The sequence below is a fragment of the Streptomyces nitrosporeus genome (assembly GCF_008704555.1).
In the GTDB taxonomy this organism is placed as follows: domain Bacteria; phylum Actinomycetota; class Actinomycetes; order Streptomycetales; family Streptomycetaceae; genus Streptomyces; species Streptomyces nitrosporeus.
In genome coordinates, this window is sequence record NZ_CP023702.1 from 737365 (window position 1) to 757756 (window position 20392).

At 72.7% G+C, this 20392-nt stretch carries 20 protein-coding genes; 7 read left to right on the plus strand and 13 right to left on the minus strand.

Going from position 1 to position 20392, the window contains the following annotated elements:
* Positions 1 to 109 precede the first annotated feature (109 nt).
* Both CP967_RS03305 and CP967_RS03310 read right to left on the minus strand, forming a co-directional pair.
* The gene (locus CP967_RS03305) at positions 110 to 775 is read right to left on the minus strand and encodes a helix-turn-helix transcriptional regulator (protein WP_167535319.1); all 666 of its coding nucleotides are present in this window, start codon (positions 773 to 775) and stop codon (positions 110 to 112) included.
* Between the two features lie 567 nt (positions 776 to 1342).
* On the minus strand, positions 1343 to 2815 hold the full coding sequence (locus CP967_RS03310) for an MFS transporter (protein ID WP_150486479.1): 1473 nt from the start codon (positions 2813 to 2815) through the stop codon (positions 1343 to 1345).
* A gap of 158 nt (positions 2816 to 2973) precedes the next feature.
* Here CP967_RS03310 and CP967_RS03315 point away from each other — a divergent pair, with 158 nt between their 5' ends.
* Positions 2974 to 3753 (plus strand): helix-turn-helix transcriptional regulator, encoded by a 780-nt coding sequence (locus CP967_RS03315; protein WP_150486480.1) that lies wholly within the window; start codon positions 2974 to 2976, stop codon positions 3751 to 3753.
* Between the two features lie 299 nt (positions 3754 to 4052).
* Positions 4053 to 5213: a hypothetical protein gene (locus CP967_RS03320; RefSeq protein ID WP_150486481.1), complete on the plus strand. Its 1161-nt coding sequence runs from the start codon at positions 4053 to 4055 to the stop codon at positions 5211 to 5213.
* Positions 5214 to 5270: 57 nt separating this feature from the next.
* Here the strand turns inward: CP967_RS03320 and CP967_RS03325 are convergent, their stop codons facing one another.
* From CP967_RS03325 to CP967_RS03340, 4 genes are all read right to left on the minus strand, one after another.
* Complete coding sequence (locus tag CP967_RS03325) at positions 5271 to 5570, minus strand: hypothetical protein (protein WP_150486482.1); 300 nt, start codon at positions 5568 to 5570, stop codon at positions 5271 to 5273.
* A gap of 206 nt (positions 5571 to 5776) precedes the next feature.
* The gene (locus CP967_RS03330) at positions 5777 to 6025 is read right to left on the minus strand and encodes a hypothetical protein (protein ID WP_150486483.1); all 249 of its coding nucleotides are present in this window, start codon (positions 6023 to 6025) and stop codon (positions 5777 to 5779) included.
* 16 nt (positions 6026 to 6041) lie between these two features.
* Positions 6042 to 6332 carry a hypothetical protein gene (locus tag CP967_RS03335; protein WP_150486484.1) on the minus strand — a complete coding sequence of 97 codons (291 nt, stop codon included), beginning with the start codon at positions 6330 to 6332 and terminating at the stop codon, positions 6042 to 6044.
* A 479-nt stretch (positions 6333 to 6811) separates the two neighbouring features.
* Entirely contained in the window at positions 6812 to 8224 is a 1413-nt protein-coding gene (locus CP967_RS03340) for a YVTN family beta-propeller repeat protein (protein ID WP_229888521.1), read from the minus strand.
* A gap of 625 nt (positions 8225 to 8849) precedes the next feature.
* On the opposite strand from CP967_RS03340, the gene CP967_RS03345 reads away from it, so the two are divergent.
* A complete protein-coding gene (locus tag CP967_RS03345) occupies positions 8850 to 9422 on the plus strand; it encodes a flavin reductase family protein (RefSeq protein WP_150486485.1) in 573 nt (190 codons plus the stop codon).
* Between the two features lie 106 nt (positions 9423 to 9528).
* Here CP967_RS03345 and CP967_RS03350 read toward each other — a convergent pair whose 3' ends face one another.
* On the minus strand, positions 9529 to 10395 hold the full coding sequence (locus CP967_RS03350) for an IclR family transcriptional regulator (RefSeq protein WP_208838894.1): 867 nt from the start codon (positions 10393 to 10395) through the stop codon (positions 9529 to 9531).
* A gap of 409 nt (positions 10396 to 10804) precedes the next feature.
* Between CP967_RS03350 and CP967_RS03355 the strand changes: the two genes are divergently transcribed.
* Entirely contained in the window at positions 10805 to 11302 is a 498-nt protein-coding gene (locus tag CP967_RS03355) for a hypothetical protein (protein ID WP_150486487.1), read from the plus strand.
* A 177-nt stretch (positions 11303 to 11479) separates the two neighbouring features.
* Here the strand turns inward: CP967_RS03355 and CP967_RS03360 are convergent, their stop codons facing one another.
* The gene (locus tag CP967_RS03360) at positions 11480 to 12319 is read right to left on the minus strand and encodes an MHYT domain-containing protein (protein WP_150486488.1); all 840 of its coding nucleotides are present in this window, start codon (positions 12317 to 12319) and stop codon (positions 11480 to 11482) included.
* Positions 12320 to 12401: 82 nt separating this feature from the next.
* Between CP967_RS03360 and CP967_RS35070 the strand changes: the two genes are divergently transcribed.
* Positions 12402 to 12713 carry an SAM-dependent methyltransferase gene (locus CP967_RS35070; RefSeq protein WP_341874679.1) on the plus strand — a complete coding sequence of 104 codons (312 nt, stop codon included), beginning with the start codon at positions 12402 to 12404 and terminating at the stop codon, positions 12711 to 12713.
* A 461-nt stretch (positions 12714 to 13174) separates the two neighbouring features.
* Positions 13175 to 14053: a septum formation family protein gene (locus CP967_RS03370; RefSeq protein ID WP_150486490.1), complete on the plus strand. Its 879-nt coding sequence runs from the start codon at positions 13175 to 13177 to the stop codon at positions 14051 to 14053.
* A 94-nt stretch (positions 14054 to 14147) separates the two neighbouring features.
* Here CP967_RS03370 and CP967_RS03375 read toward each other — a convergent pair whose 3' ends face one another.
* Together CP967_RS03375 and CP967_RS03385 are read right to left on the minus strand one after the other, a co-directional pair.
* Positions 14148 to 14969, minus strand: a complete 822-nt coding sequence (locus tag CP967_RS03375; RefSeq protein WP_150486491.1) for an SAM-dependent methyltransferase — start codon at positions 14967 to 14969, stop codon at positions 14148 to 14150.
* A gap of 924 nt (positions 14970 to 15893) precedes the next feature.
* Positions 15894 to 16385, minus strand: coding sequence for an anthrone oxygenase family protein (locus CP967_RS03385; protein WP_229888522.1), 492 nt, complete (start codon positions 16383 to 16385; stop codon positions 15894 to 15896).
* A 319-nt stretch (positions 16386 to 16704) separates the two neighbouring features.
* On the opposite strand from CP967_RS03385, the gene CP967_RS03390 reads away from it, so the two are divergent.
* Positions 16705 to 17127, plus strand: coding sequence for a hypothetical protein (locus CP967_RS03390; RefSeq protein WP_150486492.1), 423 nt, complete (start codon positions 16705 to 16707; stop codon positions 17125 to 17127).
* A gap of 63 nt (positions 17128 to 17190) precedes the next feature.
* On the opposite strand, the gene CP967_RS03395 is transcribed toward CP967_RS03390, so the two are convergent.
* From CP967_RS03395 to CP967_RS03405, 3 genes are all read right to left on the minus strand, one after another.
* A complete protein-coding gene (locus tag CP967_RS03395; protein WP_268253042.1) occupies positions 17191 to 18810 on the minus strand; it encodes a hypothetical protein in 1620 nt (539 codons plus the stop codon).
* A gap of 230 nt (positions 18811 to 19040) precedes the next feature.
* Positions 19041 to 19970: a hypothetical protein gene (locus CP967_RS03400; protein ID WP_150486493.1), complete on the minus strand. Its 930-nt coding sequence runs from the start codon at positions 19968 to 19970 to the stop codon at positions 19041 to 19043.
* A gap of 22 nt (positions 19971 to 19992) precedes the next feature.
* Positions 19993 to 20385, minus strand: a complete 393-nt coding sequence (locus tag CP967_RS03405; protein WP_150486494.1) for a hypothetical protein — start codon at positions 20383 to 20385, stop codon at positions 19993 to 19995.
* Positions 20386 to 20392: the final 7 nt, after the last annotated feature.

Below are 20392 nucleotides of genomic sequence, written 5' to 3' on the forward strand. Positions count from 1 at the left end.
ATGTGCGCCACCTGTGGACGCGAAAAGCGGCCACCGGTGCGGGAAAAGACCCGGACCACACGTGAACGGCCCGCCACCACACATATCCTGACCAATCGTCATGAATCTCTCAGCCAGGTGCCTCTATCCAGCCGTGGTGCGCCGCGTACCAGCCGAGCTGCATCCGGCTGTGCGCCCCCGCCCGGTCCATGAGGCTGCGCGCCCGGCGGAGCACCGTACGCCGGGCGACACCCAGATGACGGGCGACCGCGTCATCGGTGAGCCCGCTGAGCAGGAGGGCCAGGAAGCGGACCTCCTCGTCGTTCAGCTCGCCCCTGCCGCCTCCGCCGAAGCGTCCTTTCGGGTCGAAGGGCACACTCTCCGCCCAGACCCGCTCGAACAGCTCGATCAGCCCGTCCAGCAGGGGCCCCCGGCCGACGGCCACGGCCTCCCCGGGCCGGAGCGGATCGCCGGTGAAGGCGCAGAGAACGGCCTGTTCACGGTCGACGATCATCATCTTCATCGGAAGCCGTGCGGTGACCCTCGCCTGCTCGCCGGCCTCCAGGCACTGGTCGATGCGTGTCATCGCCCCGGGGTACTCGACGGCTTCGCTGCCGTACACGGTCCGGTAAGCCACCCCCTCCGCCAGCTGGCCGAGTTGGGTGCTGTTGTCCACGGACAGATAGGGCGGGGCATCGAAGTACAGGACCTCGTGGCGCGCCCGGATCTGCACATCCAGCGGTGATTCGGTGGGCCCGGCCGGCTGCGCCGCCGCACCCGGGGGGCCGGCGAGCACCCGTGGGAGAGGAGCGCCCACCCGCACCGGCGCGGCCTGCCGGACGGCTCCCCCACGCATCCGGTCCGGCCCCCCGTACCCGTTCCCGTCCCTGAACCCCTGCCCCTGCCCCTGCCCCTGCCCCCCGCAGGCTCTCGCTTCCCCGTCCGTCAGCTCCATCGCTTCCACGCCCGCACCCCACTCTTTCCCGCACGGCCGCGCGCGTCCGCGCCCCGGTGCTCCCCGGATACCGTGATGATCCCGGGTACCTACCCGGATGCAGGCAGCACCTACTCCCGGAGAACCGGTGCCCGGCGTCCGGGCCGGTCAGGACCCCGGTCTCCGCGACCGCCATGGGCGTCTCGTCCCCGGGACCGTCAACGGCCGGACGGGACATACCGGTACGACCTGCTCGGCCGCCGCACCGGCCGCATCGCACCCGGCGGCGCGACCGGTACCTGGGCCTACGACGCCGCAGGGCGGCACACCTCCCTCACCGCCTCCGGCCGCACCCTCGCCCATTGGCAGACGCCCAGGCGCTGCCCGGGCGGGGCAGAACCGTACCGTCAGGAGCGGCCGAAGTGGCGGCTACGTGCGGTTCCCGTGGTCGGCCGCAGGTTCTCCGGCGTCGAGCGCACCTTCCGGGTGGTGGTTCTTCCCGGGCAGGGCGGCCACGAGGACGGCGCCGAGCGCGAGGAGGGCGGCAGCGGCGGTGAGCGCGTGGGAGAAGCCTTCCGTCGCGGCGTGCTGGAGGCCGGCTTGTGCGGCCAGGGCGTCGCTGCGGCGCGTGGCCAGAGCGACGAGCACCGCCACCCCCACGGCGCCTCCGACCTGTTGGACGGAGCTCAGGACCGCCGAGCCGAGCCCGGCGTTCTCCTCGGTGGTGCCCGTGAGTGCCGCGACGGTCAGGGCCGGCAGGCTCAGCCCGCACCCGAGGCTCGTGACGAGCATGCCGGGCAGTACCCCGGAAGCGTATTCGTCGCTCGGTGCCACGCCGGACAGCAGCAGCAGCCCGGCCGCACTGATCAAGAACGAGATGACGAGGGCCGGTCGCACGCCGAGCCTGATCACTGCTCGGGAGGAGAGCCACATGCCCGAGAGGATGCCGGCACCGTAGGGCAGGTAGGCGAGGCCGGCTGTGAGGGGGCGGTAGCCCAGGACGGTCTGCAGGTGCACCATCAGCAGGAAGGCCATCGCGTACACGGCGGCGGAGAACAGCAGGGTCGCCCCGTTGGCAACCGCACGGAACCGGAAGGACAGGAACGGTAACGGCAGCAGCGGCTCGGCGGTTCGTGCCTCGACCACGACGAAGGCGACGGCCAGGAGCACGGCGAGAACCAGGGGCCCCACGGCGGCGGTGTCCCCCCAGCCCGACTCACCGGTCCGGAGCAGTCCGTAGACCAGGGACACCAGGGCGCCGGTGCCCAGCGCCGCACCGGGTACGTCAAGGCGTACCGCGTGTTCGGCCCGGCTCTCGGGGACCAGGCGCGGGAGCAGCACGACGGCCGCGAAGGCCACCGGCAGGTTGATCAGGAAGATCCAGCGCCAGGACGCGAGGCCGGTCAGCGCGCCGGAGATCACCAGGCCCATCGTGCCGCCCAGAGCCGCGATACCGCCCCAGATGCCGAATGCCCTGGCGCGCTCCTCGGCGCCGGGGAACAGGAGCGTGATCAGTGCCAGCGCGGCCGGGCTGGCCATGGCCGCGCCCGCGCCCTGGACGAACCGCCCGGCCACGAGCTGCCAAGGTTCCTGCGCGAGCCCGCAGACCAGACTCGCCGCACCGAACAGCGCCACACCGGTCAGGAAGACGCGTCTGCGGCCCAGCAGGTCGGCCATGCGACCGAACAGCAGCAACAGCCCGCCGAAGGCGAGGAAGTAGGCGTTGACGACCCAGGCCAGGCTCGCGGTACTGAAGCCGAGGTCATCGCGCATGCCGGGGAGCGCCACACTCACCACGTTGTCGTCCAGGACGAGCATGAACTGCACGAAACACAGCACCACCAGAGCCGGCCCGCGGCGCCCGGCCGGCTTGGCACCGGCCGTGGTCGATACCGGCGTCATGCTGAGCATCCTGTCCTCGTAGGCGGCTCGTTCACACTGCGGCAGCGCCCGTGGCGCGGATGACTGATTCGCATAAGGCGACGCTATGTACCCGCCGCGCGGGCCGCGATGCGCTACAGGGCCACGTCGTATCGCGTTGAGGACATACGCTGGGAGGCATGACCGACGCCGTCGTGGGGGCCGTTCCGGCAGGGGTGGGCGCCATCGTCGTCGGGAACTTTCCGCTGGCGTCCGGGCAGTGGTTCGTCCCGCACAGCCATCCGCAGCACCAGTTGGCCTGGGCGCGGCGCGGGGTGCTCGGCGTCGCCGTCGGCGATGCCTACTGGGTCCTGCCCCGGACACGGGCGTTGTGGCTGCCCGCGGGGGTCGTCCACCGGACCGGTGCGACCCGCGACGCGGTGCTGTGCAGCCTCTACTTCGAACCGGACAGATGTGATCAGGACTGGTCGGAACCCACGCCGGTCGGCGTCGACGGGCTGCTGGCCCACCTGATCACCTACCTCAGCCGCGAGAACCTCCACGACGACGCGCGTCTACGGGCCGAGGCGGTCGTCCTGGACCTGCTGCTCCCCCTGCCGGCCACGCCCATCGAGGTACCGAACCCCGCCGACGACCGCGTACGCGCCGTGGCCGACGCGCTGCTCGCCAACCCCGCAGACCCCCGGAGTCTCGAAGCGCACGCACGGGCCGTCGGGGTGAGCCGACGCACTCTGACCCGGCTGTTCGTCCACGACACCGGCGTGAACTTCGACCGCTGGCGCACCCGTGTACGCCTGCGTGCCGCCCTGCCCCTCCTTGCTGAAGGCCAGCCCGTCTCCCGGGTCGCGCACACCGTGGGATACGCGACACCGAGCGCCTTCCTCGCAGCGTTCCGGCGGACCGTCGGCACCTCCCCGGGGCGTTACCTCAGTGGCGACGCTTCGGATGGGTCCGTGTGAACGCTGCAACGCCCGGCAGCGGGGGCACGGTGTGCTCCCGCTGGGCGGCAGTTGATTCCTCGCAGAGGTAGGGACCGCGTACCTCGGAGACCGGGGAGGAACCGGGGCGTGCCCACCGTATGACGGCCGAAGTGGTCTGCGGAGCAGGTGCCACCGCCTCGTTCCGGGCGGGCTTCGCGGGATGCCCGGCAGGGACGATAAAGGCGGCGTATGCTCGGAATTGTAGTGCCATATCGGAAAGCGCGGCTCCGGCCCCGCCCCGAGAGGCCAGCGGGGCCGGGGGACCGGGAGGAATGGTCATGTCTGATCACTCGGGCAACAGCGAGGCACCGATCCACGCGGAAGAACCTCCGGCAGCACCCCCGGTACCCCCGGTAGTGCGTTCGCGGCGGGAGTTGGCCGAGCGCGGGGTGTCCTTCCCCGCTGCCGACGTCGCGCCCACCGTCCTCCCCATCACCTCCAGCGGCGCCACCTACCAGATGGCGCAGGCCCTGGCCTGGCTGGACGACCAGCACTTCGCGGTGGGCCGGTGGGACGGTTCACTGAGCATCTTCACGTACACCGGGACCGAGCCGTTCGCCGGGCCGCTCATCAGCAAAGCCGCGACGACCCCTTCCTTCCAGGGCGTACGCACGATCGTCCCCGTCGCGGGCAGGGCGTTCGTCACCTCCAACGACGACCGCTCCCTCTCGGTGTGGTCCGCCCACGAGGGTTCCTGGGCCGATCTCCGGCTGCGGGGGACCTTCACCTACGCACCCGCGCTCGGGGTCGCCACCGGCGGGCGCGCGGTCGCCGCCGCGGGCGGGACGGTGGTCATGGGGCACACGAGCGGGTTCCTGTCCGTCTGGAAGTACCAGGCCCAGCCGCCCCGGCTCTCTTTCGTACGTTCCGTCGACATCCGGAACCCGCAGCCGGTCAACCCCTGGGGGCTGCACGATGTGCACGCGGTCGAGGCGTTGAGCACGTCGGCGACGGCCGCCCGGGTCGTCACGGGCTCGGAGGACGGCTACGTCTGCGTGGTGGAGGTGCCGTCGGGCGATGTCCTTTCCCGGACGGTGTACAACCCCGGCGCCCAGCGCGGCATCAACGATCTCAACGTGCGGGGCGACTCGGTCCTCGTCGCGAACTGCTCGGTGGGCCCTGCGGACCACAACCTCTGGTACTTCACCGTCGACCGGAGCACCTGGGGAGTCACTCTCAAGGACAAGGCGAACCTGATCGCCGACAGCCAGAGGCCGCAGGTGTTCAACTTCAACACCGTCTGGGGGGAGTACTCCGGCGGACCGTGCTGGTTCGCCTCCACCGAGGAAGGCGCCCTCTGGATGGGCACCGCGGACGCTCAGCTGAACGTCATCGGCTACCAGGAGGTCACCAGCCCGCTCGGGTCCGCCCTGGGCTGGAACGACGGTCCCGGCCGGCTGGCGATGGTCGCGTACGACCTCTACGAATTCAACACCTGAGCCCGGGGGCGCCCGGGGTCTCGGCGGAACCGGGCTCCCTTCCGGACATGACAGGCGTTACACCTCCTGGAAGACGTCGATGTCCCCCAGGACCGTGATGGTCACGATCACGTCCAGGGGCGTCTCCCAGTCGACGTGGAGAAGGAACTCCACACCGCCGGTTCCGCCCTCGGGACCGTGCGGGCCGATGTTGGTCACATAGACGTTCGCAGCGCCCAGAAGCGGGCGGCAGTTGGCGACGCTGAATTCGGCTGCGGTGATCACCACTGCCGAATTCGCCTTGATGGGAGCCCAGTTGTGGTTCTTGCGGATCGTGCCTTTCTGTCCCCGGTACAGCAGACGAACAGACTGAGCCATGGCGATCTCCCGGTATGCCGATCGAACGGGCGGTGACGTCACGGCGAGAGCCGTGAATCGAGACGAAACGGTGGGCCGGCACGCGGTCATGGGCCGACGGGAAGGCACCGGCCGGCACACGGTCCTCACCGACGGGGGGCGCGGTCGGCGGGGTCCGGATCCGGTGTCCGCGCGGCCGGGCCGGTGACGGGCCCGCGTACCGCCTGTCAGCCCTGGTGGCCCTGGTGGCTCTGGTGGCCCTGCTCCAGCGGCACCAGGCTCCGGGACTCCATGTCCACCCTGTGCGTGAGCGGAAGGGCTTTGGCCTCGTCTTCCGAAATCACGGCCTCCACCACCCCGTGGGACTCCTTGGACACCAGCGGGATCACCTTGTCGCGGACGGATTCCTCAGGCTTCCCCACGGCGTAGATCCGCCCCTTCTCGTCATGCCATACGAACGACGTCGCGTCCTGCATGTTCTGTCACCTGCCTTCAGCTCTGCCTGAATCGGTGCAGTTTCACACTGATGAATGGTTGCGGTCCGACCGAGTTGTTCTTCACCCAGACGGTCCGGCCGATCGTTCCGTCCGGCGGGTGCGGCCCCGTGACGCCCAGTGTCATCTGGGCCTTCACGTCCACCGCCGCCGGTGGCACATTGCTACGGAGGCGGCAGGTGATGCTGTAGTTCACATACTCTTCCTCGCCGTAACCGTGGAGCCAGACCCCGACTTCTTCGTCCCAGAAGAGCTGTTGCCACTGGAAGACCCGCGCGACATCACCCATTCATCGCTCCTGACGGTGAGAGTGCCTGAGTTCACTTGGCCAGATATAACGCGCCTCACACCGGCCATGCGCAGCCGACGCCGGATTCCCCTGCATGGCCCAGCGGCCCGGCCCTTCCCGTGAAAGGGCCGCCCAAGGCTGTCCCGTGATCCCCGGCGGGCGTGCGACGGCAGTCACGGCACCTCGCGGCGCCGTCGGAACGTCCGCAGGCCGCAGGCCGTCGCCTGGCCGGCGGCCGTGAGGTCCTGGTGGCGGAAGAAGGCTTCCGGCGGGATCGGATCCGTCCGGCCGTGGCGGGTCGGGGCCGAACCGTCCGGCCGGTGCGCCGCGTCCGGCGCCGGTGCGCCCTCGTTCCCCGGCCCCGGGGTTCGCCTCCGCCCGGACGGAGGCGAACCGGAGTTCCGGCGGCGCACGGGATCACCGGGGATGCGGGGTCGCCGAGTGTGCGGGGTCGCCGGGGTGCGGGGTCGCCGCTCGGGTCAGGGGCAGGTGACGAGGATGACGGAGACGGCGTTGCAGGTGACGGTCGCGCTGTCGTCGGCGGGGTCGGGGTCGCTGGGGGCGGAGGCCGTGCGCAGGCCGGTGACCTTGACGGGGCCGAGGGTCAGCAGGTGGAGCGGGACGCGGAACGTCTTGCTCACACCGGAGTTGACGGCGATGGCTCCGTAGGAGCAGGTCACCGTGGTGCCGGCGGTGGTGCATCCGGCGGAGAGCCCGGTGGCGGAGGTGCCGGGCGGAAGTGTCGCCTTCAGCGTGGCCGAGGTGACGGCGGCAGGGCCTGTGTTGTGGGCCGTGAGGGTGTAGGTGAGGTAGGGCACCAGGAGGCCCAGGTTCGGCTGGGCGGTGAGGCCGACGGCGATGTCCGCCGCCGGCGGCGGCAGGGGGGCGAAGGCGATGCCGTACGGTTCGGCGAATCCGCTGATCGTGGCGGTGACGGCGTCGGTCGCGGTGTCGATCACCGAGACGGTGCCGTCGGTCTGGTTGGTCACGTAGACGTTCGCGCCGGACGGGGAGACCTCGGCCTTGGCAGGGCCCGCGCCGACCGGGACGGACGCGGTCACGGTGTTGCTCGCCGTGTCGATCACCTTCACGTCGCCACTGCCGGCGTCGGCGACGTAGGCCCGCGTGCCGCTCGGGCTGAACGCGACGCCGTTGGGGGCGGACCCGACCGCGATGGTGGCGCTGACCGTGTGGGTCGCGGTGTCGATCACCGAGACCGTGGTCCCCCCGTTGTTGGTGACGTAGACGGCCGCCCCCGAAGGGCTGACCGCGACCCCGGAGGGAGAACTCCCGACGGGGACGGTCGCGGTCACCGTGTCGGTCGCGGTGTCGATGACCGAGACCGTGGAGGTGGCGTTGTTCGTCACATAGGCGGTGGCTCCCGCCGGGTCCACCGCCACCCCGTTCGGGGCGCCTCCGACCGGGACCGTGGCACTGACCGTGTGGGTCGCGGTGTCGATCACCGAGACCGTGGAGTCCCCGATGTTCGTGACGTACGCGTCGGCCCCCGAGGGGGTGAGCGCCACCGTGAGGGGGCTGCTGCCGACGGGGACGGTCGTGGTGACGGTCTCGGTCGCCGTGTCGATGACCGAGACGGTGTTGTCGGCGAGGTTGGCGACGTAGGCGTACGTGCCGGCCGGGCTCACCGCTACGGTGGCGGGCTTGGCGCCGACGGTGATGCTGCCGGTGACGGTGTTCGTGCTCGTGTCGATGACCGAGACGGTGTTGCCCCCGAATTCGGCCACGTACGCCAGTGGGCCGGTCGCGGCGTGCGCGGGCTGAGCGAGCGCCACCACGCCCGTCAGCGTCAGGGCGCCGCCGGCCACGAGGGAGGTCAGCCGGCGTCCCCAGGCCGAAAGGGCCCGGCGCGGCCGGGAAGGTGCAGACGTCAAAAGGTTTCTCCTCCTTCGGGTCCGCACCCCGTCGGCGGATCCTGAGGACCCCGAGGACCGGCGGCGATGCGGTCACGCGGACCCCGGCCGGCGGCGGTCCGTCCCGCCCGCCGGACGACGGAGCCCTTCACCTCACGCGCCGTACCGTCAGCGGCCTCGCCCCTCGCCGCCGTGACGGTGCGCGTACCGTCACGGCGGACGAACAGGACGCAACAGCCTTCCCCTGTCCGGCCACCGGCGGTTCCGGCGGCGGCGGAGTCACCGGAATCATCCTGCTTCAGCGTCAGTTGTGGCATGAAACCGGGATAGCTGTCCGATATACAGCTAAAAGCTGACCTTCCAGCATCTTGACGCCACACCCTCCGAGGAAGCTGCGCGGACCGCGCGGCATCGGACCGGCTCCCGTCAACCGATGTCGCGGGGGCCGGAGTTCACGCCGGACGGTATACATCCCGGTGACCGGGACGTATACCGTCGCCCCGGTGCCGGCCGCGCCCGGCCGAGCGGGGCCGGACGGCGTTCCACTCATCGGGAGCCCGGCCCCGGGGGCCCTGGCGGGTGTCCTACTTTCGGCCCCTGCCCGAACCCCGGGCACACCGCCGCACCGTCCCCCGAGGTGAACCCGATGACCGCAGAGCCCCTGTCCGCGACCGAGACCCTCCTGGAGACCGAGCCGACGCCGCAGCTCATGCGCCGCACCATGGGGACCTTCGCGTCCGGTGTCACCGTGGTGACGGGTGTCGGCGCGGACGGCGTCCCGGTCGGTTTCGCCTGTCAGTCCTTCGCGTCGGTCTCCCTCGATCCCCCGCTGGTCCTGTTCTGTGCCGACCACCGGGGGCGCGCCTGGCCGAGGATCCGGGAGACGGGCCGGTTCGCCGTGAACATCCTGGCCGCCGAACAGACCGATCTCTGCGGCCGGTTCGGTTCGGGCAAGGGCCGTAAGTACGAGGGGCTGGACTGGGAGCTCTCCCGCTGGGGCACTCCCTCGCTGCCCGGTGTCCTGACCCGGGTGCACGCCGATGTGCACGACGTCCACGGCGCGGGCGACCACGACGTGGTGGTGGGCCGGGTCCTGGGGCTGGAGGCGGTGACGGACCGGGAACCGATGCTGTTCTTCCGGGGCGGGTTCGGTGTCCAGTCCCTGGCGCCGGCCGCGACGTCCCTCGACCCGTGGGGCTGGGGTGACAACTGGGGGTGACGGGCCGGTCCGGGCGGCGGGCCCGTCCCCGCTCCCGGCGGTGGTCCCGGCCGCCGCGTCCCGCCCCTCCTCGCAGGCGCCGCCCCTCCCCGCGGGCGCCGTCCGGCTACTGCCAGTCGCCGTACTGGCCCGCCGCGAGCAGCCGGTCCATCGCCTCCGGCGACCAGTTCTCCTCCGGGGCCGGGGCCGGGGTCCGGCCCATGGACCGTCCCGCCGCCGCCCGGCGCGGGGCCCTGGCCGGCGGTGCCTCCTGACCTCCGGGGAACAGTTCCAGGGAGACCTGCCGTGCCGCGTCCACGACCAGCGGCGCGACCTTCTCCAGCGGCGACCAGGCGTCGCCCACCAGGGAGATCGCGGCGACGGGCCCCTCGGGGCCGCGTACGGCGGTGGCCACGCACGCGATGCCGGGGAAGCACTCGCCGCGTTCGAAGGCGAGCCCGTGCCGGCGCCGGATGCGGTTGAGCTCCTGGTGCAGGGTGCCGATGTCGGAGATCGTGCGCTGGGTCAGCCGGCTGATGGATCCGGCCGCCCGCGCCTCGACGTCCTCCGGTTCGAGCCAGGCCAGCATGGCCTTGCCGAGCGCGGTCGAATGGGCCGGCGCCCGGCCGCCGACCCGCGAGGGGACGGTGGTGGCGAAGCGGCCGCCCGCCTTGTCGAGGTAGTAGACCTCCGCCCCGTCGAGGACGGCCAGGTGGACGACCAGGCCGGTCTTCATCTGCAGGTGGTGCAGCCGGGCGGCCGCGGCCTCGCGGATCCTGCTGTGCGCTCCGTCGCCCCCGCCGAGCCCGAGGGCACGGCGCCCGAGGGCGTAGCCGAGGCCGGTGTGTTCGAGCCAGCGCAGCCGCACCAGCTGGTCGAGTATGCGGTGGGCCGTGGACCTGGGCAGGTGCGTGGAGCGGGCTACTTCCTCCAGGGACAGCCGAGCCGTCCGGCCCTCGAACACGTCCATGATGAGCGTCATCCGCTCGACCATCGACGGCGGCAGCTCTCGACGGGCCGGTGCCTGCACGGCGTGAACACCCTCGTCGACAACCGTCATGGGAGCCTCCAGTCGCAGACTGAAATGAATTCTTGTTTTCCGGAATGTAACAGCGCCCCCCGAGCCCGGAGAAGAGATGTGCGGCAGGACTTTTCGGCCGCCCTCCCCCGCCACCCGGCGCGAGCGGCAGCCGTTTCGGGTGGGTAGGGCCATGTCTGCCCGTTACAGGGAGGCTGATCGCCTCGGCTTCCTCGTCGGCGTCCGTACCGGGGTACCGGGCCCTCGCCGGGCCCCTTCTGGCGGCGGACCGCCGGGAACGGGAAGCCGCACGGGCGCCGAACCTGCCGCATCACAGCCTTGAGCAGGCGGATCCCCCCGGCGCGGACTCCTTCCGAGCGGGTTCGTGGTCTCCGAAGGGGCGGACAAGGGCGAGCTGTACTCGCTGGAGGAGGACGGCGGGCGCAGGGACGAACGCATCCAGCTCTCCGACACCCTGGTGGTCCTCGGTCTGCTCCCGACGGGCATCGGCCTGACCGGCGGGAACGTCCGCGCGGCGTTCCGGCTGCGCGGTGTACGGCCCCGTCCTGTCCGCCGCGCGCACCTGCTCGCCCGTTCCGCCGCACTGGTCGCCGAGGACTACGCCCGGGCGGTACAGGCCGTACGGGATACCTGGGTCCCGGTGCACGACGCGCGCGTACAGGAGGAACTGGTCCGGACGCCGGCGGCGCGGGCGCTCCCGGAGAACACCGGGTGCCTGCGGGCCGGACCGCTGCGGCGCCGCTGCGCCCGCGCGTGCGTGCGTGGACGAGCTGCGGGTCCTGCTGGCCGAGGCCGAACGCCGGGACACCGCGCTCCGGTTCGCTCAGGGCTCGGTGGATCTGCTGCGCGGAGCGGACGATGACTCGGCCGGTCCGGCGGCCCGGGTGGACTTCGGGTCACGCTCCGGGGACTACCGGGCCCTGCTGGCCGGCGTCGCCCCGGAGCCCGGCGTGGCAGGCGGCCCGCCACGCCGGCCGGAGGTCCTCACGGGCCCGGTGAGAGGCCCGTCGCCCCCGCGCGATGAGCGGCCCGAGGGCTGTCAGTACCCGCCCGGACCGCCGTCCGGGCGGTGTCCGGCGTCCACGGGGTACCCGGCGGCCGGCGCCGGCCCGGAGGGAGCGGCCGGGTACGGGCGGCCCTCCTCCGTTCCCGCGAGCATCAGGTCCGGGTCGAACATCACCACGGCCGAGGCGAGTACGAGGAAAACGGCCGGCCCCAGCAGCATGGGGACGATCATGTCCGTGGCGGGAGTGCCGGAGGCGTGCGAGACGTGCCCGCCGTCCACTTCGAGCGCCGCCATGCCCGTGTAGTGCATCGCCGCGACGGCGGCACCGAAGATCAGGCTGGAGACCACACTCGCCCGGACTCCCGGGGCCGAGACCGCGGCCCGCAGGGCGACGGTGGCCGCGACGACCGCGATCACGACGGAGACGGCCACCAGGGGGAAGGAGTAGCGGAGTTCCGTCCCCACGTGCATTCCGGCCATGCCCACGTAGTGCATGCCCGCGATGCCGAGCCCCATCAGCGTGCCCGCCGGCAGCAGGGCCGCCCGGCCCACCCCCCGGTAGCCGACGACGAACACACCGATGCCGACGACCGAAACCGCCACCGCCAGGCTCGCCAGGGTGAGCCCCACGTCGTAGGAGACGCGTGCGCCGACGACTTCGAAGCCGAGCATGGCGACGAAATGCATCGTCCAGATCCCGACACCGATGCTGCCGGCTCCGAGTGCGAGCCAGCCCGCCTTCGGCCCCCCTGCCGAGCGCCTCGCCCGGTTCGTACAGCGCAGGCCCAGCGCCCCGCCGAGCCAGGCGACGAGGAACCCCGCGGCGGGGGTGACGAAGCCATGACTGAAACCTTCAATGGTCACGGACGGCATCGCCCGTTCCTCCTTAGATCAGCGCAGCACCATGTCCCCTTGTCTGCTGCCCACCGACCTTAACCAGCCACAATGGCCAGAAATGGCGGATGATCACAACGATGCAGTTACGAAGGGGTGTGCGTGCGCTGCGGACAGTAGCCCCGCGGACCGCCCCCGTTCCGGGGCCGGCGGCCGCCCCGTCCTCAACGACGGCTCGCGCGGGATCGGCGCCGCCCACGAGCGGGCCCAGGACGCGTGCAACGGCACCGGCGCGATCCCATACTTCCTGCGTCCCGTCGACCGGATCGCGGCCTTCTTCGACGGCCTCGAACTCTTGGAGCCCGGAGTCGCGCCGGTCCCCTTCCGGTGGCCCCGGACATCCGGCAAGAGCCGTGAGCCTGCGGCTTCCTGACGCCGGAGGACCCGGAGGACCCGGAGGACCCGGAGGACCCGGAGGGCCGGCGGCCGGCCCGGCGCGTCGGGCCGGCACCGCGTCGTAGGTCACGCCGCTCGCGAGGGTGTGCGGTGCGTCGCGGCCGGGCCGGCCGGTGCGCGGGCCGGAGACGGCCGGATCCTCGGCGGCGGCCACCGGCGGTGCCCTGAACCGGAACCCATCGCGGTTCCGCGGCCCGTGGCGCGGTCCGGCCGCCGCGCCTTCTCCGGGAACGCGACCGGCACGCGTGCCGCGGGGGCCGGGAAACGTGCCGCAGGGGCCTGGGCACGACTACACGTGCCACAAGAGGGCCGGGCCCAGGGCGTGCGGGCGCCCCGCCGGCCGGCCGCGCCCTCACCTTCCATGCACATGACTGTCACTGACGTGCCTTACGATGCGCACACCTGTTCACAACCTTTCCGCTTGAGGATGCATAAACCATGCGTTTCAGTACCAAGTCCCGCTCCCTGACCGGCATAGCAGCCGCAGTCGTCGTCCTCTCCGTCGGAGCGGCCGGGTGCGGCGACATCGTCGAGGAGGCCAAGTCCGGGGTGAAGAAGGCGGCGCGCACCCGGTCGGTCTTCTCGCTGGACACCGGCGACTGCTACAACCCGAGCAGCGGGAAGACGGAGGGTGAGGAGGTCAGCGTCGAGATCGTGCCCTGCGACGAGGCCCACGAGGGACAGGTCGTCGGCGGGTTCAAGATCGAGGGCGAGACCGCCTACCCCGGTGACGACGGTGCCGCCGCGATCGCCGAGAAGCGGTGCCCGGCCGAGTCGCTCACCTACGTCTCCGACACCTGGGCCGTCCCGGAAGGCGTCAGCCTCTTCTACTACTACCCCACCGCCGCGAGCTGGGCGACCGGCGACCGGTCCGTGAGCTGCACGTACGCCAAGGAGTCGGGCACCTTCAGCGGTTCGCTGAAGAACGAGTCCCTGAACGCCGACCAGCTCGCGTACCTGAAGGGCGCGAACAACCTCTACGAGATCCTCTGGGCGAACCAGCCGGAGGACTCGGACGTCGAGAAGGACTTCGACGGGTACAAGAAGCAGGCCGGGGAGGTCGCCACCGCGCTGGACGCCCACATCACGTCCCTGAAGGCCATCGACCAGCCGGAGACCGCCAAGCTCCGCGGTGAACTGGAGAAGGCCGCCGAGGCGTGGGCGGACGCGGCCGCGGCCAAGGACACCGACTCCTTCTACGTGGCCTACGACGTGGCGTTCACCGGGATCGACCCGAACAAAACGGTCGCGGCCCGCACCGAACTGAAGCTGGCCACCACCGTCCCGGCCGACGACGCCGAGGTCTGGGCCGGCTGATCCGGTCCGCCGCGGCTTCCCGGATCCGCGCGGCGGGGCGCGGGCCCGGTGTTCTCCCGCCCCGGCGGTGGACACCGGGGCGGGGGAGGCGGGTTCACGGCTTGCGGGCCACCCCCGCGTAGATCGGGACCGGACCGTTCCCGGCCGGCGGAGTGTCGTCCGTGCCGGGCTCCGGATGCCAGTCGCCCAGCGGCACCACCCCCGGGTCCATCAGCTCCAGGCCGTCGAAGAACCGGCTGACCTCGGCGTGGGTACGCGGGACGAAGGCCGCGCCCCGGGCCGCGTACTCCGCCACCCCTTCGGCCATGGCCGCGGGGTCGAAGTCGCCGGTGGCCTGGGAGAGGACGAGGTGACTGCCCGGGGCGAGCGCCCCGACGTAACGGGTGATCAGGTCGTGGACGTGGTCCTCGTCGGGCAGGAAGTGGGTCAGCGCGATCAGCGAGAGGGCGACGGGCCGGGTGAGGTCCAGGTGCTCCGCGGCCTGTTCGAGCAGCTTCCCGGGATCGCGTACGTCCCCGTCGAGGTACCGCGTCACGCCTTCGGGCGTGCCCCGCAGGAGAGCGCCGGAGTGGGCCAGCACGATCGGGTCGTTGTCGGCGTACACGACGCGTGCGCCGGGGGCCTCGGCCTGGGCGATCTGGTGGAGGTTGGGCTCGGTCGGGATGCCGGAGCCGATGTCGAGGAACTGCCGTATCCCCGCGTGCCGGGCGAGACGGCGTACGGCACGCTGCATGAAGAAGCGGTTCTGCCGGGCGAATTGCTTGATCTCGGGCTGCAGCCTGAGCAGTTGCCTGCCGAGTTCCTCGTCGACCGGGTAGTTGTCCTTGCCTCCGAGGAACCAGTCGTACATACGGGCCGGATGGGGCCGGGTGGTGTCGATGCGGTGCGCGGTGGAATCGGTGCCGGTCCCGGGCATGCGGCGCTCTCCTCTTGCTGTCCGTACGAGCTCGTACAACCTTTCACGCCGCCGTGGTCCGGCGCCCTGCGGTTTTCGGCCAGGCTGCGGGGCGGGAGACGGGGGCGCCGTGTGCGGACCCGGGGCGGTCCCGGGGCGGTCCCGGGGGCCCACTGGGGGTAACCCCCTAGAGAATTCGGGGACTTCCCCCGCCGTCCGGACGATGCCGCGTCGGCGGGTTCCGGGGTGGGATGGCATCACCGTCCCCGCCCCTGTTTTGACCGGAGGAACCCGTGACCGTCCCCGCGCCACACCGGTCCGACCGGCGACCGCACACGGTCGCCGGTACCGGCACCGCCCCTGCCGGGCCGACGACCGTGGCCGCCCCTTCGGCGGTCGCCGCCTTCCTGCGGTTCGTGGTGTGCGGCGGCGGGGTGGGGCTGGCCGCCGGCGGCGCGTTGATGCTGCTGAGCGGACCGATGCCGATGGTGGTCGCCAACATCCTGGTGACCGTGGTCTCCACGGTGATCGCGACCGAACTCCACAGCCGGATCTCCTTCCGCAGTGCGCGCCGGGGCTGGCGTGTGCATCTCCAGTCGGGGCTGACCGTGGCGGTCAGTTACGTCTTCACCACCGGCGCGCTGCTGGTCCTGCACGCGGCCCACTCCGCTCCTTCGGCGGCGGTCGAGCAGGGTGTCTATCTGTCGGCCTCGGCGCTCGCCGGTGTCGGGCGGTTCGCACTGCTCCGGCTGGTGGTGTTCGCCCGCCCCGCCGCCGGACCCCCCGGGCCGCCGGTCACGGCGGCCCGGGGAGCGGAAGGGCGCTCTCCCGCTCCCTGCCCCCTGGCGTCCGCTCCCCGCCCTCCGGCGCCCGCTTCCCGCCCTCCGGTATCCGCTTCCCGCCCCCTGCCGCCCGTCACCTGTCGTCCGCCCCGCCGGAGCGGTGTCATCCGCCCCATCCGAACAGTGCCTGGAGCAGGCAGCCGAACGCCCCGGCGTGGAGCACGGCCCGGACCGTGTTCCACCGGACCCAGCTCTCCTCGAACGCCGTACGCGCGGCCCGCAGCCCCTGGGCGTCGGCGTCGGACGGCACCTTGGCGAGTGCGTCGTTGAGCGGGACGTTGCGGACACCGGTGACCAGGAACGCCGCGCCGTACAGCACCAGAGCCGCGGTGACCGGGAGAAGGCCCGCCCGGTCCTCATCCGTCGCGGAGAGAACGGCCGCCAGGACGAGGAGGGGCAGCGGGAGCAGGAACGGTACGAGGAACCAGGCGTTGATGATCGCGCCGTTGATGTGGCGCATGGCCTGGACGAAGGTGTGGTCGTCAAAACGGGCCAGGCCGGGCATCACCGCGTAGGCGAACCCGGCGAACAGCCCCGCCATCAGCCCGGATCCGAGCGCCGACACGATCAGTGACGCGATGTGCAGTGTTCTCACGCGTGCTCCGTTTCCGGGGCGGTGGCCCGCTCGGCGAACTGGTCGGTCGCACCGTCAGGACCGGTGGACCGGAAGAGTCTCCCCTTTCCCGGCACCCCGCGCGGCCATATGCCGGTACCGGTGTACCCGGCCCACGGGACCGCCGCCCGCCCGATACCCGGGAGCAGGGGCCCCGACGCGGCGTCCGGGTGTCCTCGCCGTCCCGGCCGGAAGAGTGATGACACACCCATCATGACAGGTCAGGCGGCATTTTCGTAGGACGAACAGCACGTCGTACAAGCCTTGTTGGCGTACCCCGGCACCTCACAGAATCGCCGTCATGAATCACGTGGAGCACGTCGGTCATGACGCGGTACTGCGGGCCCGGACCCTGCTGCTGGGATCCGGGACGATCAATGTCCATGAGGAGATCGACGCCTACCGGGTGCTCACCCGGGTGAGTCCGGCGGTGTATCTGCCGCGCCTGGCCCAGGCGTTGCTGGAGTACGGCGACGTGAACCCGCGGGACCCGGGCACGCGTCTGGCGGTCGTCACCGAGGCCGCCGACGCGGCCCGGCGGATGGACGCCACCGAGCCGAGGCGCCAGGGGCTGCTGGCCTGGGCGCTCCACGCCTGCCGCGAGGAGCTCCACGCCCTCGGGAAGGAGAAGGAAGCCCTGCTCGTGGACGAGGAACTGGCCCGGATACCGGGCGGGGAGGAAGCGGCGCGCCGTATCCGGCTGCGGACCACCGGCCGGGGTTAGGGCCCGTCCGACCCGGCCCGGCCCCCGCGGACGGTCCGTGTGCGGGGCCGGGCCGTCGCGGGTCTACGGCAGCGTCCGGGCCGGGGAGGGGTCCGCCGGTGTGAGCAGGTAGCCGCTGTACGGCCCGGCGCCGCGGGTGTGCGCCAGGAAGACGGGCCGTCCCGCACGGGCGTGGGCCGGCGGGTCCCCGTCGGTGACGAGGACGGCGGTCGGAATCCGGCGGGCGGTGTCCTTCAGGGCGGCGGGCGAGACGACGGCGTCGTGGCCGGCGGTCTGCCGTGAGGCGCATCCGGCGTAGTAGGCGATGGGTACGGCCTGTTCGCCGCTGACCACGCACGGCGGGCGCACACCGGCGCGGTGGAGGGCGGCGGCGACGGCCGCGTGGTCGGCACTGGTCGAGTGGCTGCTGGCGGAGACCCGGCTGAGGACCTGGAGCTGCACGGCGAGGTGCGCGGCGAGGACGGCGGCGAGCGCGAGGGTGCGCCACGGCCGGCCGGCGCCCCGGCGCGCCCTCGCCCACAGGTGGACCAGGCACTCGGCGGCGGGCACGGCCAGCACGGCGTACGCGGGGAGGAGGAAGCGCGGTGCCGCGTACTCGATCAGGAAGAGGTACGGGACCGCCAGTGACACCGCTGTGACGGTCGCCGTCACGGCAACCGGCCTCCGGCCGGCCCGCCGCGCGAGTACCACCCCCGCGGCGGTCAGGACCGGCAGGGCCACCCACCAGACGGCTGTGCCGGGGTGTTTCCAGGGGATGTCGCAGGGCCGGCACAGGGTGCGCCCCTCCAGCGCCTTCAGCTGGTCGTCCACGGCGACGGCCCAGCCCAGTCCGCCCTGGATCTCACTGGCGCGGTGGAGCCGCGCCACCGGACCGCCGTGGTGCGCGAACGCCTCCACGACCCAGGGCGCCGCCCCCGCCAGCAGTCCCACCGCCAGCGCGGCCAGCACCTTCGGCCGTCGCACCGCGATCAGCAGCAACGGCAGTGCCAGCCACACCCCGTCGGCCGGGCGCATCAGTACGACGCCGGCCAGCGCCGCCCCGGAACCGAGCAGTTCCGCGCGCCCCGCGCCCCGGAGCACCCCGCGCGCGACCCATCCGGTGGCGGCCAGTGCCCCGAGGGCGCACCAGAGGTTCGGCATGGCCATCGAGCCGTAGAACAGGGCCGGCCACAGCGTGGCGGACAACGCGCCCGCGCAGACCAGGACCGGGGTGGGCAGCAGGGTGCGCCAGACCCACAGGGCGCCGACGAGCGCGCCGGCCGAGAGGAGGGCGAGGTAGACCCGCAGAACGGCCGTGGAGGCGCTGAGGGCGGCCACCGGCGCGACCAGGTAGGAGGTGCCACGGGCCCTGGGCGCGCTGAAGAAGGCCGGCGGGGCGTTGCCGCCGGCCTGGCTGACGTAGACGACTTCGTCCCAGGAGAGCCCCGACCCCGGTACGACCACGGCGAGTTGGACGATGACCGAGAGCAGGGCCACCGCCACGAGCCAGGGCAGGAGCCGTGGCGCCGGTCCGCCGGGCGGCCGGGCGGCCGTGGCGGACGCGGTGGCCGTGGCGGACGCGGTGGCCGTGGCGGACGCGGTGGCCGTGGTGGTGGCAGCCTCGGTGGCCGTGGTGGCCACGGCGGACGTGGTGGCCGTGGTCGCGGCCACCGGTCGTGGGCCCGGGGCCCGGCACTCGTACATGGCCGCTCCTCGGCAGCACGGCGGAAACAGTCGGAACGGCCAGAACCGCCGGGACCGCCGAAGTGACCGGCGGTCCGGCGGCGGGGGCGGCCGTGCCGGGAGCCACCCTGCCCGAACGGCGGGGCGCGGTGGCGCCGGACGCGCCGTCGGAGCCGTGGAAGGGCGGTCCGTCCCCCGTGGTCGGACCGGCTGTTCCACGGCCGGACCGGCCGCCCCGTGGCCGGACGGGTTCAGCCGGCCTTCCGGAAGAGTTCCGACATCCGCTCCCCCGTGCCACGGCTCAGCGGCTCCGCGTCCGTGTCCGGGGCGATCAGGCCGGCCCGGCCGGCGAGTTCCCGCCCGTGTACGTCGACGGCGGCCTCGATGAGGTGGGCGAGCGTGTCCAGGGCGGTCCGGGCGCGGGAGCGGGCCACCGCCCCGCAGCAGACGGCGACCGGGGCGGCCGGCCACCACCAGCAGGCGAGCAGGGCGTAGCCCGCGGCCCAGGCCGCGAGGCGGCCCGCCGCCGCGAAGGAGTCGTGGGCGGAGCGGATCTGCCGTTCGGCGGATTCGGGGAGGATCAGCCAGAGTCTCGGCCACAGGGCGGCGAGGTCGGCGCCGTAGGCGTCCTCCACGCGGTCGGCCGCCGTCTGCATGCGGTCGCCGTACCAGGTGGGGCGGGCGGGTTCGCGGAGCGCGATGCGGTCCCGGGCCTCCACGAGGGCCTGGATCCGGTCCCAGGTGCTCCTCGGGACCGTCACGGTGCCGTTCGGTCCGCTGCCGGTGGGGCCCAGTCGTGCGAGGGCGTCCTCGACCCGGGCGTCCCTCGCCCTCCACCGCCGGGCACGCCGGGCGGTGAGGGCGTGGGCGAGCGGGTCGCGGCCGAAGCGCAGCCAGTAGCGCTCGAACCCGCCGCCGAGGAACTGCGCGGCCAGTGAGGCCGCCGCGGCGGTGAGCAGGACGAGCGCGACCAGGAGCGCGGCGGTGCCGGTCCGGTCGAGCGCGGGGCGGGCGGCCAGTTCGTCGAGAGTGGCGCGCAGCCGGTCGGCGTCGTGCCAGTGGCGGTGCCCCAGGGTGGTTCCCACCGCGGCGGCCGCGAGGAACAGCGCGCCGGGAAGGATCAGCAGGTTCAGCCAGCGTTCGGTGAGTTTGCCGCCCAGGGTGGCGAGGAGCGGGTTCACGGGGTCCGGGGGGCGGGCGCGGTCACCGGCCGGGGCCCAGCCTGCTCTTGCGCATGCGTGCGCCGTGGACCGCGCAGAGCGGGGCGGGCAGCAGGTCGCGGGCGCGTTCGAGGCGGTTGCAGGGCACGGGCCCCGGGCACACGGCCACCTTGATGTGGGCGGCGACACCACGGGCCGTGGCTCCCCGGGAGGCGTTGAGCAGTCCTCCCGCGGCACCGGCCTGGCGCAGCACGTGGTCCAGGACCCCGAAGCACTCGGTGAGTTCGTCGGCACCGGCACCGCCGCGCACCAGGTCACGCGCGCGTTCCGCGTTCTCCCGGACGCCGGGGTGCCGCAGGTCTTCCGGGGAGCCGAGCAGGGAGCACAGCGCCGCTGTCCGGTGAGCCGTCACGGACGGATCAGGCGATACGGTCATGGCACAA

Bases quoted from the DNA above. Each gene is read 5' to 3' on its own strand.
- CP967_RS03310 (WP_150486479.1), bottom strand. From the start codon at position 2,815: ATGACGCCGGTATCGACCACGGCCGGTGCCAAGCCGGCCGGGCGCCGC.
- CP967_RS03315 (WP_150486480.1), top strand. From the start codon at position 2,974: ATGACCGACGCCGTCGTGGGGGCCGTTCCGGCAGGGGTGGGCGCCATC.
- CP967_RS03320 (WP_150486481.1), top strand. From the start codon at position 4,053: ATGTCTGATCACTCGGGCAACAGCGAGGCACCGATCCACGCGGAAGAA.
- CP967_RS03325 (WP_150486482.1), bottom strand. From the start codon at position 5,570: ATGGCTCAGTCTGTTCGTCTGCTGTACCGGGGACAGAAAGGCACGATC.
- CP967_RS03330 (WP_150486483.1), bottom strand. From the start codon at position 6,025: ATGCAGGACGCGACGTCGTTCGTATGGCATGACGAGAAGGGGCGGATC.
- CP967_RS03335 (WP_150486484.1), bottom strand. From the start codon at position 6,332: ATGGGTGATGTCGCGCGGGTCTTCCAGTGGCAACAGCTCTTCTGGGAC.
- CP967_RS03345 (WP_150486485.1), top strand. From the start codon at position 8,850: ATGACCGCAGAGCCCCTGTCCGCGACCGAGACCCTCCTGGAGACCGAG.
- CP967_RS03350 (WP_208838894.1), bottom strand. From the start codon at position 10,395: ATGGTCGAGCGGATGACGCTCATCATGGACGTGTTCGAGGGCCGGACG.
- CP967_RS03360 (WP_150486488.1), bottom strand. From the start codon at position 12,319: ATGCCGTCCGTGACCATTGAAGGTTTCAGTCATGGCTTCGTCACCCCC.
- CP967_RS35070 (WP_341874679.1), top strand. From the start codon at position 12,402: ATGGCGGATGATCACAACGATGCAGTTACGAAGGGGTGTGCGTGCGCT.
- CP967_RS03370 (WP_150486490.1), top strand. From the start codon at position 13,175: ATGCGTTTCAGTACCAAGTCCCGCTCCCTGACCGGCATAGCAGCCGCA.
- CP967_RS03375 (WP_150486491.1), bottom strand. From the start codon at position 14,969: ATGCCCGGGACCGGCACCGATTCCACCGCGCACCGCATCGACACCACC.
- CP967_RS03390 (WP_150486492.1), top strand. From the start codon at position 16,705: ATGAATCACGTGGAGCACGTCGGTCATGACGCGGTACTGCGGGCCCGG.
- CP967_RS03395 (WP_268253042.1), bottom strand. From the start codon at position 18,810: ATGTACGAGTGCCGGGCCCCGGGCCCACGACCGGTGGCCGCGACCACG.
- CP967_RS03405 (WP_150486494.1), bottom strand. From the start codon at position 20,385: ATGACCGTATCGCCTGATCCGTCCGTGACGGCTCACCGGACAGCGGCG.